At 41.6% G+C, this 19151-nt stretch carries 11 protein-coding genes; 6 read left to right on the top strand and 5 right to left on the bottom strand.

Annotated features, from left to right (window positions below; all coding sequences use genetic code 11):
• The first annotated feature begins 86 nt into the window (after nt 1-86).
• The gene (locus tag HC643_RS00360; protein ID WP_038077625.1) at nt 87-1979 is read left to right on the top strand and encodes a GMC oxidoreductase; all 1893 of its coding nucleotides are present in this window, start codon (nt 87-89) and stop codon (nt 1977-1979) included.
• A gap of 69 nt (nt 1980-2048) precedes the next feature.
• Here HC643_RS00360 and HC643_RS00365 read toward each other — a convergent pair whose 3' ends face one another.
• On the bottom strand, nt 2049-4289 hold the full coding sequence (locus tag HC643_RS00365) for a TOMM precursor leader peptide-binding protein (protein ID WP_038077623.1): 2241 nt from the start codon (nt 4287-4289) through the stop codon (nt 2049-2051).
• Between the two features lie 502 nt (nt 4290-4791).
• On the opposite strand from HC643_RS00365, the gene HC643_RS00370 reads away from it, so the two are divergent.
• Nucleotides 4792-5232, top strand: a complete 441-nt coding sequence (locus HC643_RS00370; RefSeq protein ID WP_038077621.1) for a hypothetical protein — start codon at nt 4792-4794, stop codon at nt 5230-5232.
• A gap of 471 nt (nt 5233-5703) precedes the next feature.
• On the opposite strand, the gene HC643_RS00375 is transcribed toward HC643_RS00370, so the two are convergent.
• The 3 genes from HC643_RS00375 to psbA all read right to left on the bottom strand — a co-directional run bounded on the left by HC643_RS00375 (nt 5704) and on the right by psbA (nt 10509).
• A complete protein-coding gene (locus HC643_RS00375) occupies nt 5704-6267 on the bottom strand; it encodes a tail fiber domain-containing protein (protein ID WP_050045440.1) in 564 nt (187 codons plus the stop codon).
• Between the two features lie 349 nt (nt 6268-6616).
• Nucleotides 6617-9277 (bottom strand): two-partner secretion domain-containing protein, encoded by a 2661-nt coding sequence (locus HC643_RS00380; protein WP_050045439.1) that lies wholly within the window; start codon nt 9275-9277, stop codon nt 6617-6619.
• 149 nt (nt 9278-9426) lie between these two features.
• The gene (gene psbA, locus HC643_RS00385; RefSeq protein WP_038077620.1) at nt 9427-10509 is read right to left on the bottom strand and encodes a photosystem II q(b) protein; all 1083 of its coding nucleotides are present in this window, start codon (nt 10507-10509) and stop codon (nt 9427-9429) included.
• Nucleotides 10510-10884: 375 nt separating this feature from the next.
• Here psbA and HC643_RS00390 point away from each other — a divergent pair, with 375 nt between their 5' ends.
• The 4 genes from HC643_RS00390 to HC643_RS00405 all read left to right on the top strand — a co-directional run bounded on the left by HC643_RS00390 (nt 10885) and on the right by HC643_RS00405 (nt 16200).
• Nucleotides 10885-12882 (top strand): amylo-alpha-1,6-glucosidase, encoded by a 1998-nt coding sequence (locus tag HC643_RS00390; RefSeq protein ID WP_038077617.1) that lies wholly within the window; start codon nt 10885-10887, stop codon nt 12880-12882.
• A gap of 601 nt (nt 12883-13483) precedes the next feature.
• On the top strand, nt 13484-13966 hold the full coding sequence (locus HC643_RS00395; RefSeq protein ID WP_137986186.1) for a pentapeptide repeat-containing protein: 483 nt from the start codon (nt 13484-13486) through the stop codon (nt 13964-13966).
• Between the two features lie 867 nt (nt 13967-14833).
• Entirely contained in the window at nt 14834-15505 is a 672-nt protein-coding gene (locus tag HC643_RS00400) for an SRPBCC family protein (RefSeq protein ID WP_063779467.1), read from the top strand.
• A 212-nt stretch (nt 15506-15717) separates the two neighbouring features.
• Nucleotides 15718-16200 (top strand): hypothetical protein, encoded by a 483-nt coding sequence (locus tag HC643_RS00405; RefSeq protein WP_038077612.1) that lies wholly within the window; start codon nt 15718-15720, stop codon nt 16198-16200.
• A 170-nt stretch (nt 16201-16370) separates the two neighbouring features.
• Here HC643_RS00405 and HC643_RS00410 read toward each other — a convergent pair whose 3' ends face one another.
• A complete protein-coding gene (locus HC643_RS00410) occupies nt 16371-19004 on the bottom strand; it encodes a trans-splicing intein-formed DNA polymerase III subunit alpha N-terminal partner DnaE-N (RefSeq protein ID WP_038077611.1) in 2634 nt (877 codons plus the stop codon).
• Nucleotides 19005-19151 lie beyond the last annotated feature (147 nt).

The raw sequence follows: 19151 nt of genomic DNA on the forward strand, positions 1-19151 counted from the left end.
CAACTATATCCATAATGTATATTTTGATGGAACTTCAGTCCTACGGGACAAGTAACCGCTTTTTCGACAACAGGAGGTTATTAAAGATGGACTTCGTTCCTTACCACAGTGGGTCGGCGGGTTCTTTGCAGGAGCTTGAAACAGCAGTTGCAAACCAAGTCATAGGAGCTAGATCGTTTATTGCTGCTCCTGTCCAGAAGTTTTACGTGAAATTTCGCACCCAAAACTACCGCCCCAACCATCTTGTAACAATTCGCAACAATGTCGATGGTTGGTGGCAAGACATATATGGAGCATACTACAATGGCGAATGGGTCTTCTTTCTAGAGGAATCCAAGTATCGGAACGGTTTCAAGATAAAGTTTGTACTGGATCGCCAGGTCTGGATGGAAGGAGAGGACATTCAACTACAGCCATTTGGCGAACATATTTTTACAGAAGCAAATGTTTCTTTTGCCTCAGTTCCACTCCGATATTTACACGGTTATGATAATTTGCGAACTGACGATAGTAAGCTTCAGCAAGATGCTATTCCGAGAAATACTGATGAGACGATTGAATATGATGTTGCAATCGTTGGATCGGGTATGGGCGGCGGGATTCTAGCTGACGCGCTCTCCGACAGCGGTCAGCGCGTGCTTGTGCTAGAAGTAGGAAGTTTGCTCTATCCCACACACATGACAAACCTTCCCGGAGATTGGTCTCGGCTTGCATCGCATCATCAAGTAGGACATTTTACAAACGAGCCAGGATCTGAGTTCTTGTTCGGCGTACAGATGAACTTTGGGGGTCGCTCTATCTTTTGGTCGGGTCTCATTCCACCCATGCATGATTGGGAAATTCTTGCGTGGCCAGAAAGTATTGGAGAATACTTAAAGAGCCCTCAGGGATATGACCGTGCGGAAAAACTGATGCGGAAACAAAAAACTCTCGGTCGTTTCCAAAATCGTATAGTTCGGGAATTGCAAAGTACATTTTCAGATTATAAAGTGGAAGATTTGCCGCGATCGCGCCATCAACCCAATTTAGACAATCAAGGAAGTTTGGAAAATGTTATCGAAGCGTCTACGGGAACTTTTTCTACAGCCTCATTGCTACTGGATTCTCTTTCATTTAACGGTCCGGTCGGACGAGATAATTTGACGGTCAACTTAAATCACTTGGTGACTCACATAGAAACTGATGGTAGCAAAGCTGTTGCTGTTGTATGTCAAGATTTGGTAGGCAATCAGCAACGGCGTTATCGCGCAAAGCGTATTGTGCTGGCGGCTGGTTCTTTGGAGACTCCACGAATTGCCATACGCAGTCAGCTTTCCGATCCCAATCAAAAAATCGGTGTAGGTTTGACAGACCATCCTGCTTTTTTCTCAAATACCTACGAGCTGGACGCGAACAGCCCTTATAACGGGTTTGAAAATCATGCCAAGATACTAATGTACCACAAACAGGCAACGACTACCGAACATCCTTACAATGTTGAGTTGCTAATCAATCCAAAGTATTGGGATGTAGCACACGCAGATGATGATATTTGGAAGCAAGAAGTCGCAAAAGATCAAAAGACAACAGTTCGCCTGCAATTTGTTTTTGCCAGTCCGCTTGATGACCGCAACCGGGTTTTTCCACGGGGTGAAGGACAAAAGTTGGGGGTTATGGTAAACCGCAATCTCTCCGGCTCAAACCTGTTTAATGAAGTACGGGATTTACGCAATAGTATCCTCGAATTTCTACAAGCACCTCACAACCCCAATGATGGAATGCATTTTGGAAATGAAGGAACGGTACATCACGCGGGTGGTTCAATGCGGATGAGTCGCGATCGCACGGGTGTGGTGGATGAAAATCTGAAAATGGAGGCGTATGATAATCTGTATGTTTGTGATGTGTCTGTGTTTCCCATTATTCCAGCTGCAAATCCGAGTTTGACACTGGCTGCGTTGACTCTTCGTCTGGCTGACCATTTGGCTAAGTTGTCGTAAATTGGCGATCGAGATCAATCTTTTATGCTCTTGTCTGGAACAGGTGTGAACTCGGTTCCAGACAGTCCCTTATAAAAACATGGGAATTGGATTGAGCTCGTTCTCCGTTAATGCTTCTTGCATCCAACCCAACTTCACAGGTACATCATAAAGCCGACCCAAACCAAACTGCGCCCAAAAGTGACGCAGACCGGGAACAACAACTTTAGCAACACATATACCAATGTCTGGACGGGTTTGATCGAGGACAAGCACTTCTAGCCCGTGTTTTATAGCTACATCAATACACGTCTGAATATCATCTCGCAAATCATCCCCGGTATATGGAGCGTAATTTCCTTGCACCTTCACAGATAAATTGCTATTAGGCGCTAAATATGATTGATTTTCTATAGTTGCGGTTCTACACCAAGTTTGTATATCCTGACGGGAGAATTTGGTTGGAACATTAGGATTCGCACCCCCGGAAAGAAACACCATCTGATTCATTTCTGTCACAGCACGCAGTAAAGCGAGTTTTGGATCGAGGTGAGTTCCAAATCCAAATAAAATGTCTTCCGATTGTTGATTTAGGCGTCGGGAGATAGCTGCAAAAGTAGGAATGTTCAAATCGGTGGTCAGGTCTAACACCCAAAACTCTCGCTGGATCGATGTATAGTAAGTTTTTAGGTTCCGCAAGTAAGAATCTTCAAAACTATCTATATCAACTAGCGGTCTGTGTAAACGGTTGTACCACCATATTGCTACTGCATCCCGTTCTACTAACTCCAGAAATCCTTGAAGGATAGCTTCTTCTTGACAAATTCCAGCAGCCGTACCATTTGTATCTGCATAGCAAAAGTTGTAGTCGTCAGGTAGGGGATAGCCGTAGTAACAGTAGGCGGTCGGTAAATAGTTGAATTTTTGATGGGTGAGAGACCAGATGGGAGTCCATTCAATTTCTCGGTTTTCATCAAATGGTTCGGGTATCCATTGGTTAATGTGGTGTTGCTGGTTCCATACTTGGCGATCGCGGTACTGAGTTATGCTGTATTGCATGCACTTATAAGGATGTATTGCCAATTCTCCCAATTCAGCATAAGTGGCTTTCACCCTTAATTCATCTCCAGTATAAGTTCCTGAATACCGCTCTATGGCTTCTCCCAAAGCGCTCATTTTTGCTTGTGCTGCGGTTTTTCCTTTACCAAAGCTTTTTGGGCGAACAGCATTCCTGATATGCTCTAACTCCTTACCTTCCCTAGGAAAACTGTGGTCTACAACATAAGCATGAATGAGAGGGTTTGTCTCAAAGGGTTGAAATAGATTTCTGATGACCCCAGTAATCGGGCTGATGTGATGTTCGTAATATCGAAACGCTTCTTCAGGTAAACAGTGACGAAAACCGCCATCGTCAGTAAACTTTTTCTTGCGGCTGGTTAATTCCAATGGTTGCAGCCCTTTGGTGACAAAATAGTTAGGTTCACCGCAACAAAAACATTGAGGACGACGAACTAAAATGTGACGTTGTAGATTGAGGCTAACGAGATCGAAGGTGAGCAGAGTCTTTTCTAAAGAGTGCTGTTCTGAATTGCTGACCCATTTCGCAATTTCAGTTGCTGCAATATTCAGTCCCGTGTGTAAAGTAGAAGGCAAAGCAGCACGAGAGATCGGAAACGGCTCAAGAGTTTGCTTTTGTTCTTGAAGAAAAGATTCGATTTCCCGATTTAACCGCAGCCGTTGCGCCAGACATTCCCAGCATCCCGTATAACCGGGTCGAAAAACTGGACCGATCCAAATCGTACCACCAACTGGCTTTAGGAGGAGCCAAGGGCGTTGACTTTGCAAAGCTTCTCGGTTAAAAGTTCCTAAACCGGGTTGGAGATAATCATCGGTGAGAACAGCAGTCAATTCACCTGAATCGCTTACAGGAATATTTAGAGATTCCAAAATAGCTTTTAAAGGCTCGGCTGTGACATTACCAAAAGTTGCGATCGCAATTTTAACTTGTTGGAAGCGTTGAGCGGTTAGGTCTGCATCTCTATTAAGCAGATTCCAAAATGCTGCTTCGGGAGGCGGTGTGCTACTTGCATTGGTAATGTATCCCTTTTTTTCTAGTTGTTCTAAACCAAAGAGAATCTCGTCAACGGATGCTTGTCCTTGCAGATGCTTGTTCATTTCTTCAACTGTGTAACACCCATTTAATAAAGGTGCTAACAGATAATACAAGCGTCCCGTTAAGACAAAATGCCCCTTTTCACTTAAAAGATACACATTCTTTGGAGGAGATAATTCAACATGAAAGTGGTCTTTAAATTTAGGTTTGATAGGCATATTTATATAAGTTAGGAAAAAATATAAAACTTTGGTTTTGTTGTTGAAATATACAGCAGATTTTCACTTGGTAAAATACAGAAATACTTCAACCGTGCGATCGCGCATCCTCCCTTTGGTACTGCGGTGTACACACAAATCTAATCGGTTACTTCTAAATATAGTGTCAAATGAGAGGTCAGGATGTAACCTGCGGCTTAATGTATTCAACGTAAAGAACGTACTTACACTTTCGTGAGTTGTTAGTAGTTTAGAGAATTTTACATAGATATGTTTATTTTGTACCCACTTACTTAGCAGTTTACATTATATTTTTCTAAAAATTGGGCGACATCGCTCTTTTACGAATTTCAAAAATTTGCAATTTTTTGTTGCAAAAATAGATACAATTTAAGGTATTTTAAAAAACTTTACGAGCGGGTAAATATATTCACGCTAGATAATGCAGATGTAGAATATTAAGTAATGACTTCCATTCAGACAGATTGAGGCAACTCGTTTCATGTTAAGGTACGACGGTTTATATATTTCATATTATGAAGATGAAGAAGACAGAGGTGTATATACGAGTTGTTTGAGGTTCTACCGTAATGGAACGGTCATCTGCTGTGTAACTTGTGGAGAAGTAGAAGAAATTATCAAGTGGTTTGACAAAAGCAATCCGAATATAAGACCAGGGAAGTATAAAGTGTATGGCGATCGCATAGAATTCTCAGTAAAATATGAGTTTAACTTTGAATGCAGTTGTTTAGAAAATGGTAAAGAAAAGCGTTGGATGGAGTTTGACTTAACGAAGATTAACTATAAAGGAAGTATTGTAAAAGATACTCTAGAGTTGCAGATTCACAGTTACCGATATAGAGAGAATCACAAGCCAATAGATAAGTATTTCTTGGAAAAATACACGTTTGTGGAAACAGCTGATACATTTGTGACGAATTAAATGCCACAATGGCAGAGAATGTTAATTGAGCCGGGACTGGATAAGGGAGGCTCGTAGTACACGGCTGACGCTTCCTCAAGTACATATCAGTTTTATTCTGTTCCCCAACGGAAGAAAACCTGCAAATGCTTTCACATCCACAGGTTGTTAGTATTGTTTAGTGTAATGGACTTTAAATATTTATCAATGAAAGCTTGGTAAATTATGCAGTTTGAGAACAGAGATCGCACGACTCCACTCTAGCTCCCTCTCCAAAACACTCAAGAGCTTTTCTCCCCCAAATCCATCCTACGGTGGTATACAGATCTCTAGAAAAGAGATGAAACATCGTGAAAAGGGAGAATTAGAATTAAGTTCCCCCCTTTTGTAAGGGGGGTTAGGGGGGATCGAAACCGCAATGAATGCACTATATAAGACTTGTGTACATCACCGCAGCCAATCCATCAGGGGATTCGGGGGGATAGATCTAATCTATTTGGAGACCGTAGAATGAATATGTTGCTTGAGTTGGTGTAATTCTGCTCGCAGTTCGCTAAGTTGTGAGTCTTTTTCTTGTATTAACTGGTAGAGTGCTTGGATTGCTGCGAGGGAAACTCCCATGCCATCTACAATATTAATTGTGCGATCGCTGTCACCGACTTGAAACGTTGCAGCAAAGTCTTGCGCCATCGGACCGATATGGCGAACTGAAGCATCCTGATGTTTATATTGCCAGCTAGTGATGGGCAAATTGACAATCCCATGGAGAATTTCTTGAGTATTGACTTCAGAGATTGCTTCTTTGATATTGCGATCGCTTGCGACAGAACGTCGGGAACCATTCGGATCGTATTGGATTCCGAGAAAACTGGCTTTAACAACGCATTCTCCAAGAACGGGAATTCCTTCAACAAGTGGAACATTGACAACCTCTTGCGAGCTAGCCGTTACGGAAAGATCGCAACCTCCGACACAAGCTGCTAACTCTTCATCAGTCAGATCTTCAATGAGGTTTTGAGAATCAGATTTGATTGATTCAAAATGATTAAGCTGCATTTTTATTTTAGATAGGGAACAGAAAGATTTTATTGAAATTTTCTCCTGAAACTCTTACACTGTAAATCATTTTTTTGAAAAAAATCTTTATTGATTCATAACTAAAATACCGAATATTAGATTTTTATCTTAATTCAAAATTTAAACAAAATTCTGAATATTGTTTATTTATTTATAACAGTAATGAGTTTATTTTTCGATGCTTTACATACCAAGCAATTTTGCTTTTATCAATATAAAATTATACCAGTATATAACTTTAAGTAAATCTGTAAAAATATCTATATAGATTTAGCTACAATGATTTTTGGTATATTAAATCTTTACAATCAAATTTTTCTCTTTGGTTTTATTGAGAACTTGAATGACAGCTAGGAGGAGTAGACCAAAGACTATGTAGAGTTACATCTAGTGCTTGTGCTGTTAGAAAAATCTCTCCTCGAGAATTGACTGCAAGCCCTTGGGCTTCGGAAATTTCATGGGGAGCAGATTGTGCTGTCTTTGTAGAAGTCATTATTATTTTTGGGCTAAGACCGAGCTGCACTGGTGTTGTCTCAATATCTTGCCAAACTACGTCACTACTGAGCAATCCTTCCGGACTTTTTGGCAATCCACCACGTCCGGTGATGGTTAAACTGCTAGATTTGCTATCTCGTCCGCAACTTTGAGAAATTAATGTAGAGGCGTCTGTCAGCTGCTCTGGTAAGTTAATAATCCCTTTTGTGGGATCGATATTCGGAGTTTTTATAACTACAACCCCACTGAGGCCAAATCCAGAAGTAGCGGTAATATCGCTGTCTGGAGTTAATGCAGGACGGAATTGAGTCCCAAAGATTCCTTGAGTGAGGATTTGAACGTTACCGCCGCGTCCGAGAATGGCATTCGCAGTCATATCACTGTTGTTAAAAGCCGCTAGTATACTGCCTTTGATGCTTATATTGCCGCCATTACCACTACCACCTGTAGCGTCAGTGAGAATTTTACTGCCGTTCAGCATGAGTAAAAGGTCTTTGACTTGTATCGTGATATTCCCGCCCTCACCCGATTTTGTTGTGGCTTGAATTCCTCCTGCATCTTCCTGAGAATTTCCTTGATTATTTAGTACTACCGAACGAGCCTGAATATTAATATTACCTCCTTTACCCAAGCCCTCATTGTCAACGCTAATTCTTGCACCTTCCTGAACTAACAATTTTCCAGTATTAATTGATATCGTTGTGGCATCTTGGATATTATCAAGATTAAGCACGCTTGCTGATAGGCTGCTAAATGTTGGAATAAGTTGATTGGGATCTAGTGGATTTTCCCTGAGAGAACCCTGTCCCAATAGCTGCACGGAATCTGTAGCATTAATTTCTAGCACTCCTCCTTTTCCAAAACCAAAAGTATCAACAGCAATATTTGCTCCATCTTTAATAATTAGTTTGTTGGTATTAATTGTTAAATTTCCTGCGTTCCCTAAGGTGTCAGGATTGGTATTGCTAAACACGCCACCTGGAATTTTATAAATAGGTGAAACACCGCTTATACTAACAAAATCAGTAGCGTTTATAACAATATTTCCACCATTGCCTTCTGATGTATTGCTAGTACCAGCAAAAATTTGTGCGCCATCGCGAATCATTAATCTTTCTGTATTCACGGTTAAAATTCCAGCATTTCCGCTACCAGCTTCAACTGTGGTAAACAAACCACTCGCAAGAAGATCGGAAGGAGAAACTCCGATAAGTTCTACAATGTCTCGAGCGTTAACTGTTAAATTTCCACCTCGTGCATTTCCTGAGGTTGTAGTGGTTAACTGTGCTCCATCGTGGATAATTAATTCTCCCGTATTAACAGTTAAGTCTCCGCCAACACCACTTCCTTTTGTATCAGTTAACAAGCCTGTAAATAAAGAGAAATCGCGTGAATCAACACCAAATAGCTCGACTGCATGAGAAGCGTTAACAGTTATATTTCCCCCTTGTCCTGATGAATCTACTGAAGTTGCGGTTGATATTCGAGCCTCACCTTCAACTAAGAGTGTATTGCTCGTTATCGTAATTCCTTCGCTAGCTGCATGACCGCTGTTTTCCGCAAATAAACCGCTATCAAATGTACCAGTAGTGCTTGAACTCGATACAACAACGGCATCAGAAGCGTTTAAAATCAGGTTGGCTCCGGAAAGAGAGCCTAAGGTGTTGGCTTCCACACGCGAGTCTTGTATTGTAACTTGCCGAGCTGTAAGTTGAACGCTACCGCCTCCATCACCACTGGTTGTGACTAAAGCGTTATCGGTCAGTTGTACATTAGCTTTAGTCAAATCTTGAGGAAAAATGAATTGATACTGGGTACCTGTCGCTGTTATCCCAACTATACCTGCACCTGCAACTCCACCCAATTCAACATGACCGCTTTCAGCACTGAGTTTACCACCGCTTACAATCACCTCACCTCCTATCAGTGCTAGGGTTTGAGAGGGTTGTACTGAAAGAGTTGCTCCTTGTACTGCGATCGCTCTTGGTTGACCGTACTGTAATCCTATAGGAACGCTAACAGTTAGCAAAGGCGGAGTTTGGGATAGGGATGTGTTTAACTCTGTTCCATCAGCAAACTTAAGACTGTTGGCGGTAGTAGCAAAAAATGAACCACCAATGTTCAGTTGGGCATTGGGACCAAATATAATTCCATTTGGGTTTATTAGGAAGAAATTCGCACTGCCATTAGCCTGAATCATCCCATCGATATTGGAAGGAAAGCCACCAGTGACTCGACTAATGATATTTTGTACGTCTAAAGCATTATTAAAGATGGCAGAACCACCTGTTGGTAATGAGAATTGACTAAAACTATGAAACAGGTTATTTCCAACTCGACTACCCCCCGTTATTGTAAATTGAAGACTATCAGGCGAGGTAACGTTTGTGGAAAGAGATCCATCAGCTGAAACCTGGGCGTAGCTGACATTAGGGAATGCTAGATATCCACCGATAAACAGCCCCGCAAAACTGAGAAAATGAAATACTTTCATGCTTTAAATTAATTTCAAATCTATGAAATTTTCTTTTTCTCAGTATTCCCAAAATAAAACAAAAAAAAAGCGCTTCATCTCAGAAGCGCTGTTCATAACCTTAGTTAAGCACTCATAACATCGAAAGAGAAACTTGAATTCCGTTAAACTTAGCCGTTGATAGCAGGAGCACTGATAGCAACAGGAGCAACTTCAGCAGAAGCTAAGTCGAGAGGGAAGTTGTGAGCGTTGCGTTCGTGCATCACTTCCATACCGAGGTTAGCGCGGTTGAGGATGTCTGCCCAAGTTCCGATAGCGCGACCTTGGGAGTCAATTACCGATTGGTTGAAGTTGAAGCCGTTGAGGTTGAATGCCATGGTGCTGATGCCGAGTGCGGTGAACCAGATGCCTACCACTGGCCATGCTGCCAAGAAGAAGTGCAAACTGCGGCTGTTGTTGAATGATGCGTATTGGAAGATAAGCCTTCCGAAGTAGCCGTGTGCTGCAACGATGTTGTAGGTCTCTTCTTCTTGTCCGAACTTGTAACCGTAGTTCTGTGATTCGGTTTCGGTTGTTTCACGTACCAAGGAAGAAGTTACCAAGGAACCGTGCATTGCACTGAATAAGGAGCCACCGAATACACCTGCTACACCCAACTGGTGGAAGGGGTGCATGAGGATGTTGTGCTCTGCTTGGAACACCAACATGAAGTTGAAGGTTCCAGAGATTCCTAAAGGCATACCGTCAGAGAAGGAACCTTGACCGATGGGGTAGATCAAGAACACTGCGGTAGCTGCTGCTACAGGTGCGCTGAACGCTACGCAGATCCAAGGACGCATACCCAAGCGGTAGGACAATTCCCACTCACGACCCAAGTAGCAGAATACGCCAATCAGGAAGTGGAAAATCACCAACTGGTATGGACCACCGTTGTACAACCACTCATCTAAAGAAGCGGCTTCCCAGATAGGGTAGAAGTGAAGACCGATGGCGTTAGAAGAAGGAACAACTGCACCGGAGATGATGTTGTTGCCGTAGAGTAAAGAACCTGCAACAGGTTCGCGAATACCATCAATGTCTACAGGGGGAGCAGCGATGAATGCGATAATGAAGCAGATGGCTGCGGAGAGCAGTGTAGGGATCATCAATACGCCGAACCAGCCGACATAAAGGCGGTTTTCGGTGGAGGTGATCCAGTTACAGAACTGCTCCCATACGTTGGCGCTGCGAGCGCGTTGTAAGGTTGCTGTCATGGTTTTATAATTGCGATGATGATTTATGTATGTATGGGGTGGTTCGTCACCCTTAACCTAAATTTACATTAAGTTACATTGCTTTATCAAGATTGTTAAGTTTATTAAAGTTTATAAAATTGATTAATAAAACTTATTAATTAGGGAGTGGGGCTGGTTGGTGGGACTTTTCTCTTAACTTTGCGATCTTTGCAACACCACTTGCTACAACGAGGAGAACTCCCTACCTCCTATCGATGGGGAATGATTACTTAAGGTGTCCCATGTGGTGGGATAATTTATTTTGCAGTTCCCTGACTCCTTTCCTGCTTAAAGATTGCTTTTTTATTTGAACCGCAAAGACGCAAAGGACGCGAAGAAAGAGGAAAAGAAGCTATGTGTGTTGAATTTGGTCGAGAAGTTTGCGGCTATCTGAATATAGCGGAGTCGAAAGAATGGTTGGTCACCAATGGTATAGGTGGTTATGCTTCTGGTACTGTCGGAGGATTGCTTACTCGTCGCTATCACGGTTTGCTTGTGGCTTCTCTCAATCCACCTTTAGGTCGTACTTTGATGCTGGCTAAGTTGGATGATACTGCTGTGTACGGAGAGCAGCTGTACCCACTATTTACCAATCGTTGGACTGATGGAACTGTTAGCCCTCATGGCTATCTTCATATAGAACGCTTTTTTTTACAAGGTACTACCCCTACATGGCGTTTTGCTTGTGCTGATGCTTTATTGGAAAAACGCGTTTGGATGCAACAGGGTGCAAACACAACTTATGTTCAGTACACATTGCACCGTGCAACGCAACCTTTAAAGCTGATACTGAAGGCAATGGTGAATTATCGCGATTATCACGGCGATACTCAAAGCAGTGATTGGCAAATGAGCATAGAGCCAATGGAAGGGGGAATTTGTACGATCGCTTTTCCAAATGCAGTCCCGTTTTATCTCCTGTGTAAAAATGCTCAAGTTTCGCCATGTCATACTTGGGTCACTGGTTTTGATTTAGCAGTAGAACGTTATCGAGGATTGAGCGATCGCGACAATCACTTGCATGCTGCTACTTTTGAGGTGACGTTAAATGCTGGAGAATCCGTGACTTTTGTTGCGAGTCTTGAGAAAGAACCAGATTTAGATGGTGAAGCAGCATTTAAGTCACGGCGAACCCAGGAACAGAAGTTAACTAGTCTTTGGAAAGCAAATCGACCCATCAATGCAAAAGAAACGCCTGCTTGGGTCAATCAGTTAGTTCTTGCAGCCGACCAATTTATTGTGTCGCGCCCCTTAAATGATGACCCCAATGGCAAGACGATTATTGCAGGTTATCACTGGTTTGGTGACTGGGGAAGGGATACGATGATTAGTCTTCCCGGTTTGACCATCGCTACCGGAAGACCGGAAGTTGCTCGTTCTATTCTTCGCACTTTTGCTAAATATGTCGATCGGGGAATGTTACCCAATCGCTTTCCCGATGCTGGGGAGATACCGGAATATAACACTGTTGATGCGACGTTGTGGTACTTTGAAGCTATTCGCATCTACTATAGCGCCACAGAAGATAGCGATTTACTGCAAGAACTTTTTCCTGTTTTAGTTGATATTATCGATTGGCACTGTCAGGGAACGCGATACAACATTCATCTCGATATGACTGATGGGTTACTTTATGCTGGTGAGGTGGGTTCGCAACTAACTTGGATGGATGCTAAAGTCGGTGACTGGGTGGTAACGCCTCGTATTGGCAAACCGATTGAAGTGAATGCTTTATGGTACAATGCATTGAGGATAATAGCAAACTTTGCTCGCCTCTTAGATAAACCGCATCAAGGGTATGAGGCAATGGCTGAGCGTACCTTAGTCAGTTTTTCCAAATTTTGGAATGATGAGATGGGTTACTGCTATGATGTTATAGATAGCCCCGAAGGAAGCGATCGCTCCTTGCGTCCCAATCAAATTTTTGCAGTATCATTGCCAGATAGCCCCCTGACTCCCGAACAACAACAGAAAGTTGTAGACGTTTGTGGTAGAGCGTTGCTCAATTCTCATGGGTTGCGTTCTTTGAGTTCGGACAGACCGGAGTATAAAGGACACTACGGGGGTAATGCGCTGCAAAGAGATGGAGCTTACCACCAAGGAACAACTTGGGGATGGTTAATTGGTCCTTTTGTTTTAGCACATCTGCGCGTTTACAAAGACCCGGTACAAGCCCGCCAGTTTTTAGAACCCATGGCAAATCATTTACGATCTCATGGGGTTGGAAATCTCAGTGAAATTTTTGATGGTGACCCCCCCATAACTCCAAGAGGGTGTATCGCTCAAGCTTGGACCGTGGCGGAAGTGTTGCGTGCTTGGTTTGCAACGGAAGAAGCTGGCGCGAATAAGTAATATCATGTCCGGTTAAATGTCCATAATAAAACTTTCTCCCTTGTCTCCCTTGTCTCCCTTGTCTGTTCCAACTATGGGTATGCAACCGGACATGATATTAGGGGGGATCGAAACCGCAAGAAATCACTTTAGAAGACTTGTGGTACACCGTAGCTTCAGGATGGGGATGGATAGTGGGTAAATTTTGAGGTGCATCTTTAACTCGCCTTCATCCCACCAGCGATCAAATAGGTTGTTTTGAAAATGCTAGTTGCTAGCAAAGACCCAAGATGCTTTCCGTAATACGCAATTTTAGCTTGTAATTCACAAAAAAAAATATTTCAGTAAAATCCGGAATGCAGTTATTTGACTTTGTAGATTAGTATGTCCATGTAGAAAGGTGGACTGGCAATCAAACAGCAATATCAACTGCTAGAGACAGGTAAAATCACCTAGATCTCATGACAGTACCATTTCGTAGCTAATTATATCTAATCAACTAACCATTAAACTCTATATCTAAACCCTCGCCGCACTGCCATAAAGCAGTGCGGTACTATTTTGAGGGTTCAATGGACAACGTTGTACCATATTGAAACTGCTATCAACTCTAAATCCATTCATGCTCAATCCCATAATTAACGATTTGCGTAACAGTAGTATCCAGTTTCTAGAAAAAAGTCCCCACGAACGACTGCAAACTCTCAAACAACTTGGTATAGCCCGATATGATTTTCTAACAAAATTGCATCTTAATGAAGCCAACATTATTTGTGTTATGAGATTCTTACAAAATCCAAATCAGTTAAAATTTCCCAATTTAATAGGAGCAGATTTATCAGGATTAGTTTTAGATGAAGTTAACTTTATCCGTGGGAATTTATCCGAGGTCAACTTACGTGGAAGTCGTTTAATGAATGCGGACCTCATATTTGCTAATTTCACTTGTGCTGATTTAAGAGATGCTAACTTAAATGGTGCAACGTTAAATCAAACAGTTTGGTTAAATGCCCTTGTAGAAGGGTGTGAGTTTGGCGAAGGTATTGGATTAACTCAATATCAACGTGATGATTTGCGGCTTCGTGGTGCTAAATTTTCCGCATGAATTTTTAATTATGAATTACGAATTACGAATTACGAATTACGAATGATTGGGCGAATAGAATTCGCTACTAAGTAGAAAGGCGCAAAAAAACCGAAGTATGTAACGAAAAGTAAAGTTGCCTAAAAACCTCTTCCCTTCTGCCATCTGCCTTGTCATGACGATAATTTTTAATACTGACCTACTTATACAAACGAAGTCCCTTCGGGTTGAATGGCACTAAGATAAACCTAAAGTATTGTTCTGTCTCGTTCCCAGCCTCCAGGCTGGGAATGCATTCCGAGAGGCTCTGCCTCTAGTCAAAGCGTTAAGTCCAAGGAGGCGGAGCCTAGGCTGTTGATTTTGTTGCTTTTTAGTAAATTTGTACCATGACGATTTATTTTCGTTGAAAACGTTACTCACTTAGAGTTTCAGTTCTAGTCAAGATTCTCAAATTTTGCATGAACAACACTCCAAAAAAGGCACAGAGTCAACACCCTAGGCGGAGCCTCCCAGCATGGGTCTCCAGCCTGGAGGCTGGGCACCAGTTGGGGTAAGGGTTGTGTCTTAACTTAGTGCCATTCCCCTTCGGGTTCGCCAGTTGCCTACGGCGGGAAACTTGCCTGCAGCACTGGACTCATGAAAATTAATTAAAACCCACGTAGGTGGGTTTTGCTTGTATAGCCGCGAATTCATTCGCCTGAACTTTGGTTCAGGTATACATTCGTGAGATACGGAAATTCTAAATTGTTTGTGAAAAATGTTAAGTAGGGTAGGCTTTAGCCCTACAAAAATTAGAATGAGAGTTTTCACTCTACTTAAGTATCAATGTCAAAAAAAAGGCATTAGTCTGAGTAAAGCTTTCTCAATCCAAAATCCAAAATAGGTAAGATGATCGACAAAACGACTTATTTCATATGGCGGTGTTTGCAGATTTGTTTTGTTACCGGATGCTTGAGTGCGATCGCTGCTATAACAAACATACCGACTTCCACGGCTGGCTTATTTGATAGTACTGTGGATCGATTGCCAACGAACGAACGGGTTGCGTTGAGAAAGGGAGAATCGCTGGTTACTGGTGAGAAAGGGAAGTACACTGCTAGAGTTCTCGTCACAACTTCATTGGATACAGCATGGGAAGTTGTTACGGATTACAGTAATTTTGCTAAATTTTTACCAAATGTTGTCTCTAGCAAAGTCATCAGTGTAAATAAGAATCAGAAGGTCATCGAACAGGTTGATTCGCGTCAGGTGTTGTTGCTTAGGGTAAAATCGCGTGTTCGTTCGGCTATTACAGAAACGGCAAAAAGTCGTGTAGATTTTCAACTTGTTGAAGGCGATCTCAAAAGTATGAAAGGTTACTGGTTAATCGAACCAATTGCAACCTATACAGGTGCAAAAGCAACTCAGGTTTTGATTACACAAGTGGTGGAAGCTCAACCCAAGTCGGGAACACCAGCAAAAGTCTTTTACAGTATTTTTAAAGATTCTTTAAGTAACACAATGGGTGCTATTAAGCAAGAAGTTGAAAAGCGCTCTTCTGTATCTCAAAATAACCGTTGAGTTTGTCAGGGTCTATTCTCCCCTGACAATATATTCGGTTAATTATTTGTAGGTAATTTGTAGTTGCAATGTATTCCCTAAAGAGCAACTACAAACAACGTTATCAATTTGTATGCATTTTTGTATACAACATATTGTATATGTATAAATTAAGAATTCAACTCATTGAAATCTGAATAATTATCCAGGCATTTACTCGCTCAAAATTTCTTATGGTAGTCAAAAAATCTGTTCCATTTTTCCTAACTTTGTTTGGAGTCTTACTGTACCCAGCCATAACTCATGCCGATCCTCAACAAGACAAACAGATCGCAAATTTCATTGCCCAAGGAACCGGGAACCAACAACAAAGAAGAACAAATTCTCAAAACCTTAGCCCTTGTCCAAAGCAAAGACCAGAAACAAATACCTTAATCTATTTTATTACTAATGACAAATCGGTCAGAGTCTTCTCTAACAACAGACAAACATTAATGAATGTTGCTTTAGGATCGAGACCCTTAATAGAAAATGCTGCTGTCAGAATAGATAATGAAAATCCCAGAATCTACAGTGCAACAGGAAGAGAGAGGACTACAAGATACTATGCGGTCTATTTTACTCAGAATTCTCAGACAGACGCACTTTTAATTACTAGATTACCTGATGACAAACTCTTGGTAGAAAAAGCAAGCTGCATTCCTTATGTACGTTGAGTAGTTTGAAGAAGGCAGCTTTGCTGAGGGCAGAGGGCAGATGTTCGTTGGGAATTCAACCCCCATTCCACATCCCAACTTGTTCCCAGCCTGGAGGCTGGGAACGAGACAGAACAAGACTTCTGCCTCGCAGACTGCATTCCCAGGCGGAGCCTCGGAACAAGTAGTAACTATTGTGGCAAATCTTCAACCCTTATCAAATCCAAACCTCGTTCAAAAATTTCATCAATCGGTAACATTTCCCCACTAGTTGTCATAAATTTGTGGTCTTTTGTTGCTCGAATTACCGAACCATTCTCCAAGCAATATTCAAACACCTCTTGCTCGCCGCGATCGTGCCATTGAGCAATGGGTTGAGTGTAAATATTTCCATTTTTATCCACAGAATATACATTACATTCAATACCTTTTTCCACAATTTTTCCAATGGGTAAAAAACCATATTCTACAGTCAAAATTTCCGTGTCATAGCTGAGGCAATATTCGGCAAACTTCAACATTTGGTCAAATAATTCATCAGCAATTTGCTTTTTCACTCCATTTTTTGCCGCACCGTCAACGAATTTTTCTCGCTGCTTCATCATTTCATCAACTTTCTTTTTCCCCATAGCACGACGCAGCAAATCGGCTTGACCTAAAGAATATCCTGCCATATCTTGAGCAATTTTCATAATTTGCTCCTGATAAACCATAATTCCATAAGTCTCATCAAGTATGGGCTCTAGAATTTGACTGTCATAAGAAATTTGCTCTCGCCCGTGCTTGCGGTTAATAAACTTAGGAATCAACCCTGCATCTAAAGGTCCGGGTCGGTACAGTGCTAAAATCGAGGAAATATCTTCTATATTGGAAGGCTTTAGATCTCGTACAATCTGACGCATACCAGAAGATTCTAATTGAAATATTCCTTCTAGATCGCCTGCTTCTAAAAGTTCGTAAGTCTTTTTCACATCTTGTGGAAGTTTTGCAGTTTCTCCACCTTTGGCTAATATTCTCTGAGCTTTTCTTTCTAGAGTTGTAATTTCGTAAGGATCGAGCCTGTACCCTTTACTTTCTTCAATTAAATCAATAGTTTTCTGAATCATCGTCAGGTTTTTTAACCCGAGAAAATCCATTTTTAACAAACCTAGAGACTCTAAATCTTCCATGTAATACTGGGTGATCACAGCACCGTCATTATTTCTTTGTAGGGGAACGATTTCATCTAAGGGGTCGGAAGAAATCACTACACCTGCTGCATGAACTCCAAAGGTTTTGTTAGTTCCTTCAATCCGAATTGCCATATCAAGCCAATGACGAACGAGATCGTCAGTATCGTATTTCTTTTTGAACTCCGGTTCCGGCGTCTCGTCAGAGATCATCACTTTGAGTTTTGTTGGTTTTCCCCGAGAAACAGGAATCATTTTTGCCATTTTGTCAGCATCCCCATAGGGAATATTTAACACTCTAGCGACATCTTTTAAAACGGCTTTGGAAGTCAGGCGGTTGAAAGTAATAATTTGTGCAACTCTTTCTTTCCCGTATTTTTGAGTGACGTAATTAATCACTTCATCCCGTTTTTCAATGCAAAAATCTGTATCGATATCAGGCATTGATTTACGTTCGGGGTTGAGGAATCTTTCAAATAGCAGCCCGTGATGTACGGGGTCAATGTTTGTGATTCCCATAGTATAAGCGACTAAAGATCCTGCTGCTGAACCCCTTCCAGGTCCCACGGGAATATCATTATCTCTGGCAAATTTGATGTAGTCCCACACAACTAGGAAGTATGTGGAAAAACCCATCTTCTGAATCATTGCGAGTTCATATTCGAGTCTTTCTTTATAGACTCTATCGACTTCATTTCTCGATTTACGATTTAATTTTTGTAAAAGCCCTTGCCAAGCAACTTCTTCAACATAGGTATCAGCTGTATGACCTGAAGGGATGGGATAATTGGGAAGGCGCGGTTCCCCTAAAATATTATAAGGTTCAACTTTGTCTGCAACTTCAACAGTGTTTGCGATCGCTTCTTCAATTACGTCTTCTGGCAAATGATCGCGAAACAGCTTTTTCATCTCTTCTGCAGATTTTAAATATTCTGTCCCGGTGTAGCGCATTCGATTGTCTTCAACAATCAATTTACCAGTTTGTATGCATAACAAAGCGTCGTGAGCTTCAACATCGTAACAAGAAATAAAATGAGAATCATTGGTAATCACAATTTTGATTCCCAATTCCCGTGCAATTTTGAAGATTTCTACATTAACAATTCGGTCTTCTGGAAATCCGTGATCTTGGATTTCTAAATAATAATCATCTCCAAAAACATCTTTATACCATTGAGCCACTCTGCGGGCTGCCTCTAGTTTACCGCTCAGAATTGCTTGGGGAATTTCTCCACCCAAACAAGCACTCGTCACAATCAAACCCTCATGGTATTCTTTTAACAATTCTTTGTTAATGCAAGGACGTGCAAAAATTCCTTTACCTTGAATTCCTTGAAGATTGGAAATTGATGTTAACTTAACTAAATGTTTGTAGCCTTTTGTGTTTTTGGCTAAGACAATTTGATGGTATTTTGGACGGCGTTCCTGTTTTGTGATATCGCCGTTGATGATATACATCTCATTGCCAATGATGGGTTTAACATTTTTGCTGCGACAGGTTTTGATCAGTTCGATCGCCCCATACATAACTCCATGATCTGTAAGTGCGATCGCTTTGATACCAAGTTCAATAGCGCGGTCAATCAAAGCGGGTAATTGACTCGCACCATCTAACAAGCTGTAATCACTGTGAATATGTAAAGGGACAAAGGACATAAGTCATTTAAAATTTAAGATTCAAAATTTAAAATAAGTAACTGTGCTCACAGCCCTAACTTCTTAAAGAAGTCGGGAATTTAGATTGACTCAAGCAGTTTAGCGGAAATAAGGTACACGATCGCTAGCAGACAGTCAAGTCTCCGT

This window comes from Tolypothrix bouteillei VB521301 (genome assembly GCF_000760695.4).
GTDB lineage: Bacteria > Cyanobacteriota > Cyanobacteriia > Cyanobacteriales > Nostocaceae > Scytonema > Scytonema bouteillei_A.

What these genes read in the sequence shown, in the direction of transcription:
- HC643_RS00360 (WP_038077625.1), top strand. Translation starts at nt 87, where the DNA reads ATGGACTTCGTTCCTTACCACAGTGGGTCGGCGGGTTCTTTGCAGGAG.
- HC643_RS00365 (WP_038077623.1), bottom strand. Translation starts at nt 4,289, where the DNA reads ATGCCTATCAAACCTAAATTTAAAGACCACTTTCATGTTGAATTATCT.
- HC643_RS00370 (WP_038077621.1), top strand. Translation starts at nt 4,792, where the DNA reads ATGTTAAGGTACGACGGTTTATATATTTCATATTATGAAGATGAAGAA.
- HC643_RS00375 (WP_050045440.1), bottom strand. Translation starts at nt 6,267, where the DNA reads ATGCAGCTTAATCATTTTGAATCAATCAAATCTGATTCTCAAAACCTC.
- HC643_RS00380 (WP_050045439.1), bottom strand. Translation starts at nt 9,277, where the DNA reads ATGAAAGTATTTCATTTTCTCAGTTTTGCGGGGCTGTTTATCGGTGGA.
- psbA (WP_038077620.1), bottom strand. Translation starts at nt 10,509, where the DNA reads ATGACAGCAACCTTACAACGCGCTCGCAGCGCCAACGTATGGGAGCAG.
- HC643_RS00390 (WP_038077617.1), top strand. Translation starts at nt 10,885, where the DNA reads ATGTGTGTTGAATTTGGTCGAGAAGTTTGCGGCTATCTGAATATAGCG.
- HC643_RS00395 (WP_137986186.1), top strand. Translation starts at nt 13,484, where the DNA reads ATGCTCAATCCCATAATTAACGATTTGCGTAACAGTAGTATCCAGTTT.
- HC643_RS00400 (WP_063779467.1), top strand. Translation starts at nt 14,834, where the DNA reads ATGATCGACAAAACGACTTATTTCATATGGCGGTGTTTGCAGATTTGT.
- HC643_RS00405 (WP_038077612.1), top strand. Translation starts at nt 15,718, where the DNA reads ATGGTAGTCAAAAAATCTGTTCCATTTTTCCTAACTTTGTTTGGAGTC.
- HC643_RS00410 (WP_038077611.1), bottom strand. Translation starts at nt 19,004, where the DNA reads ATGTCCTTTGTCCCTTTACATATTCACAGTGATTACAGCTTGTTAGAT.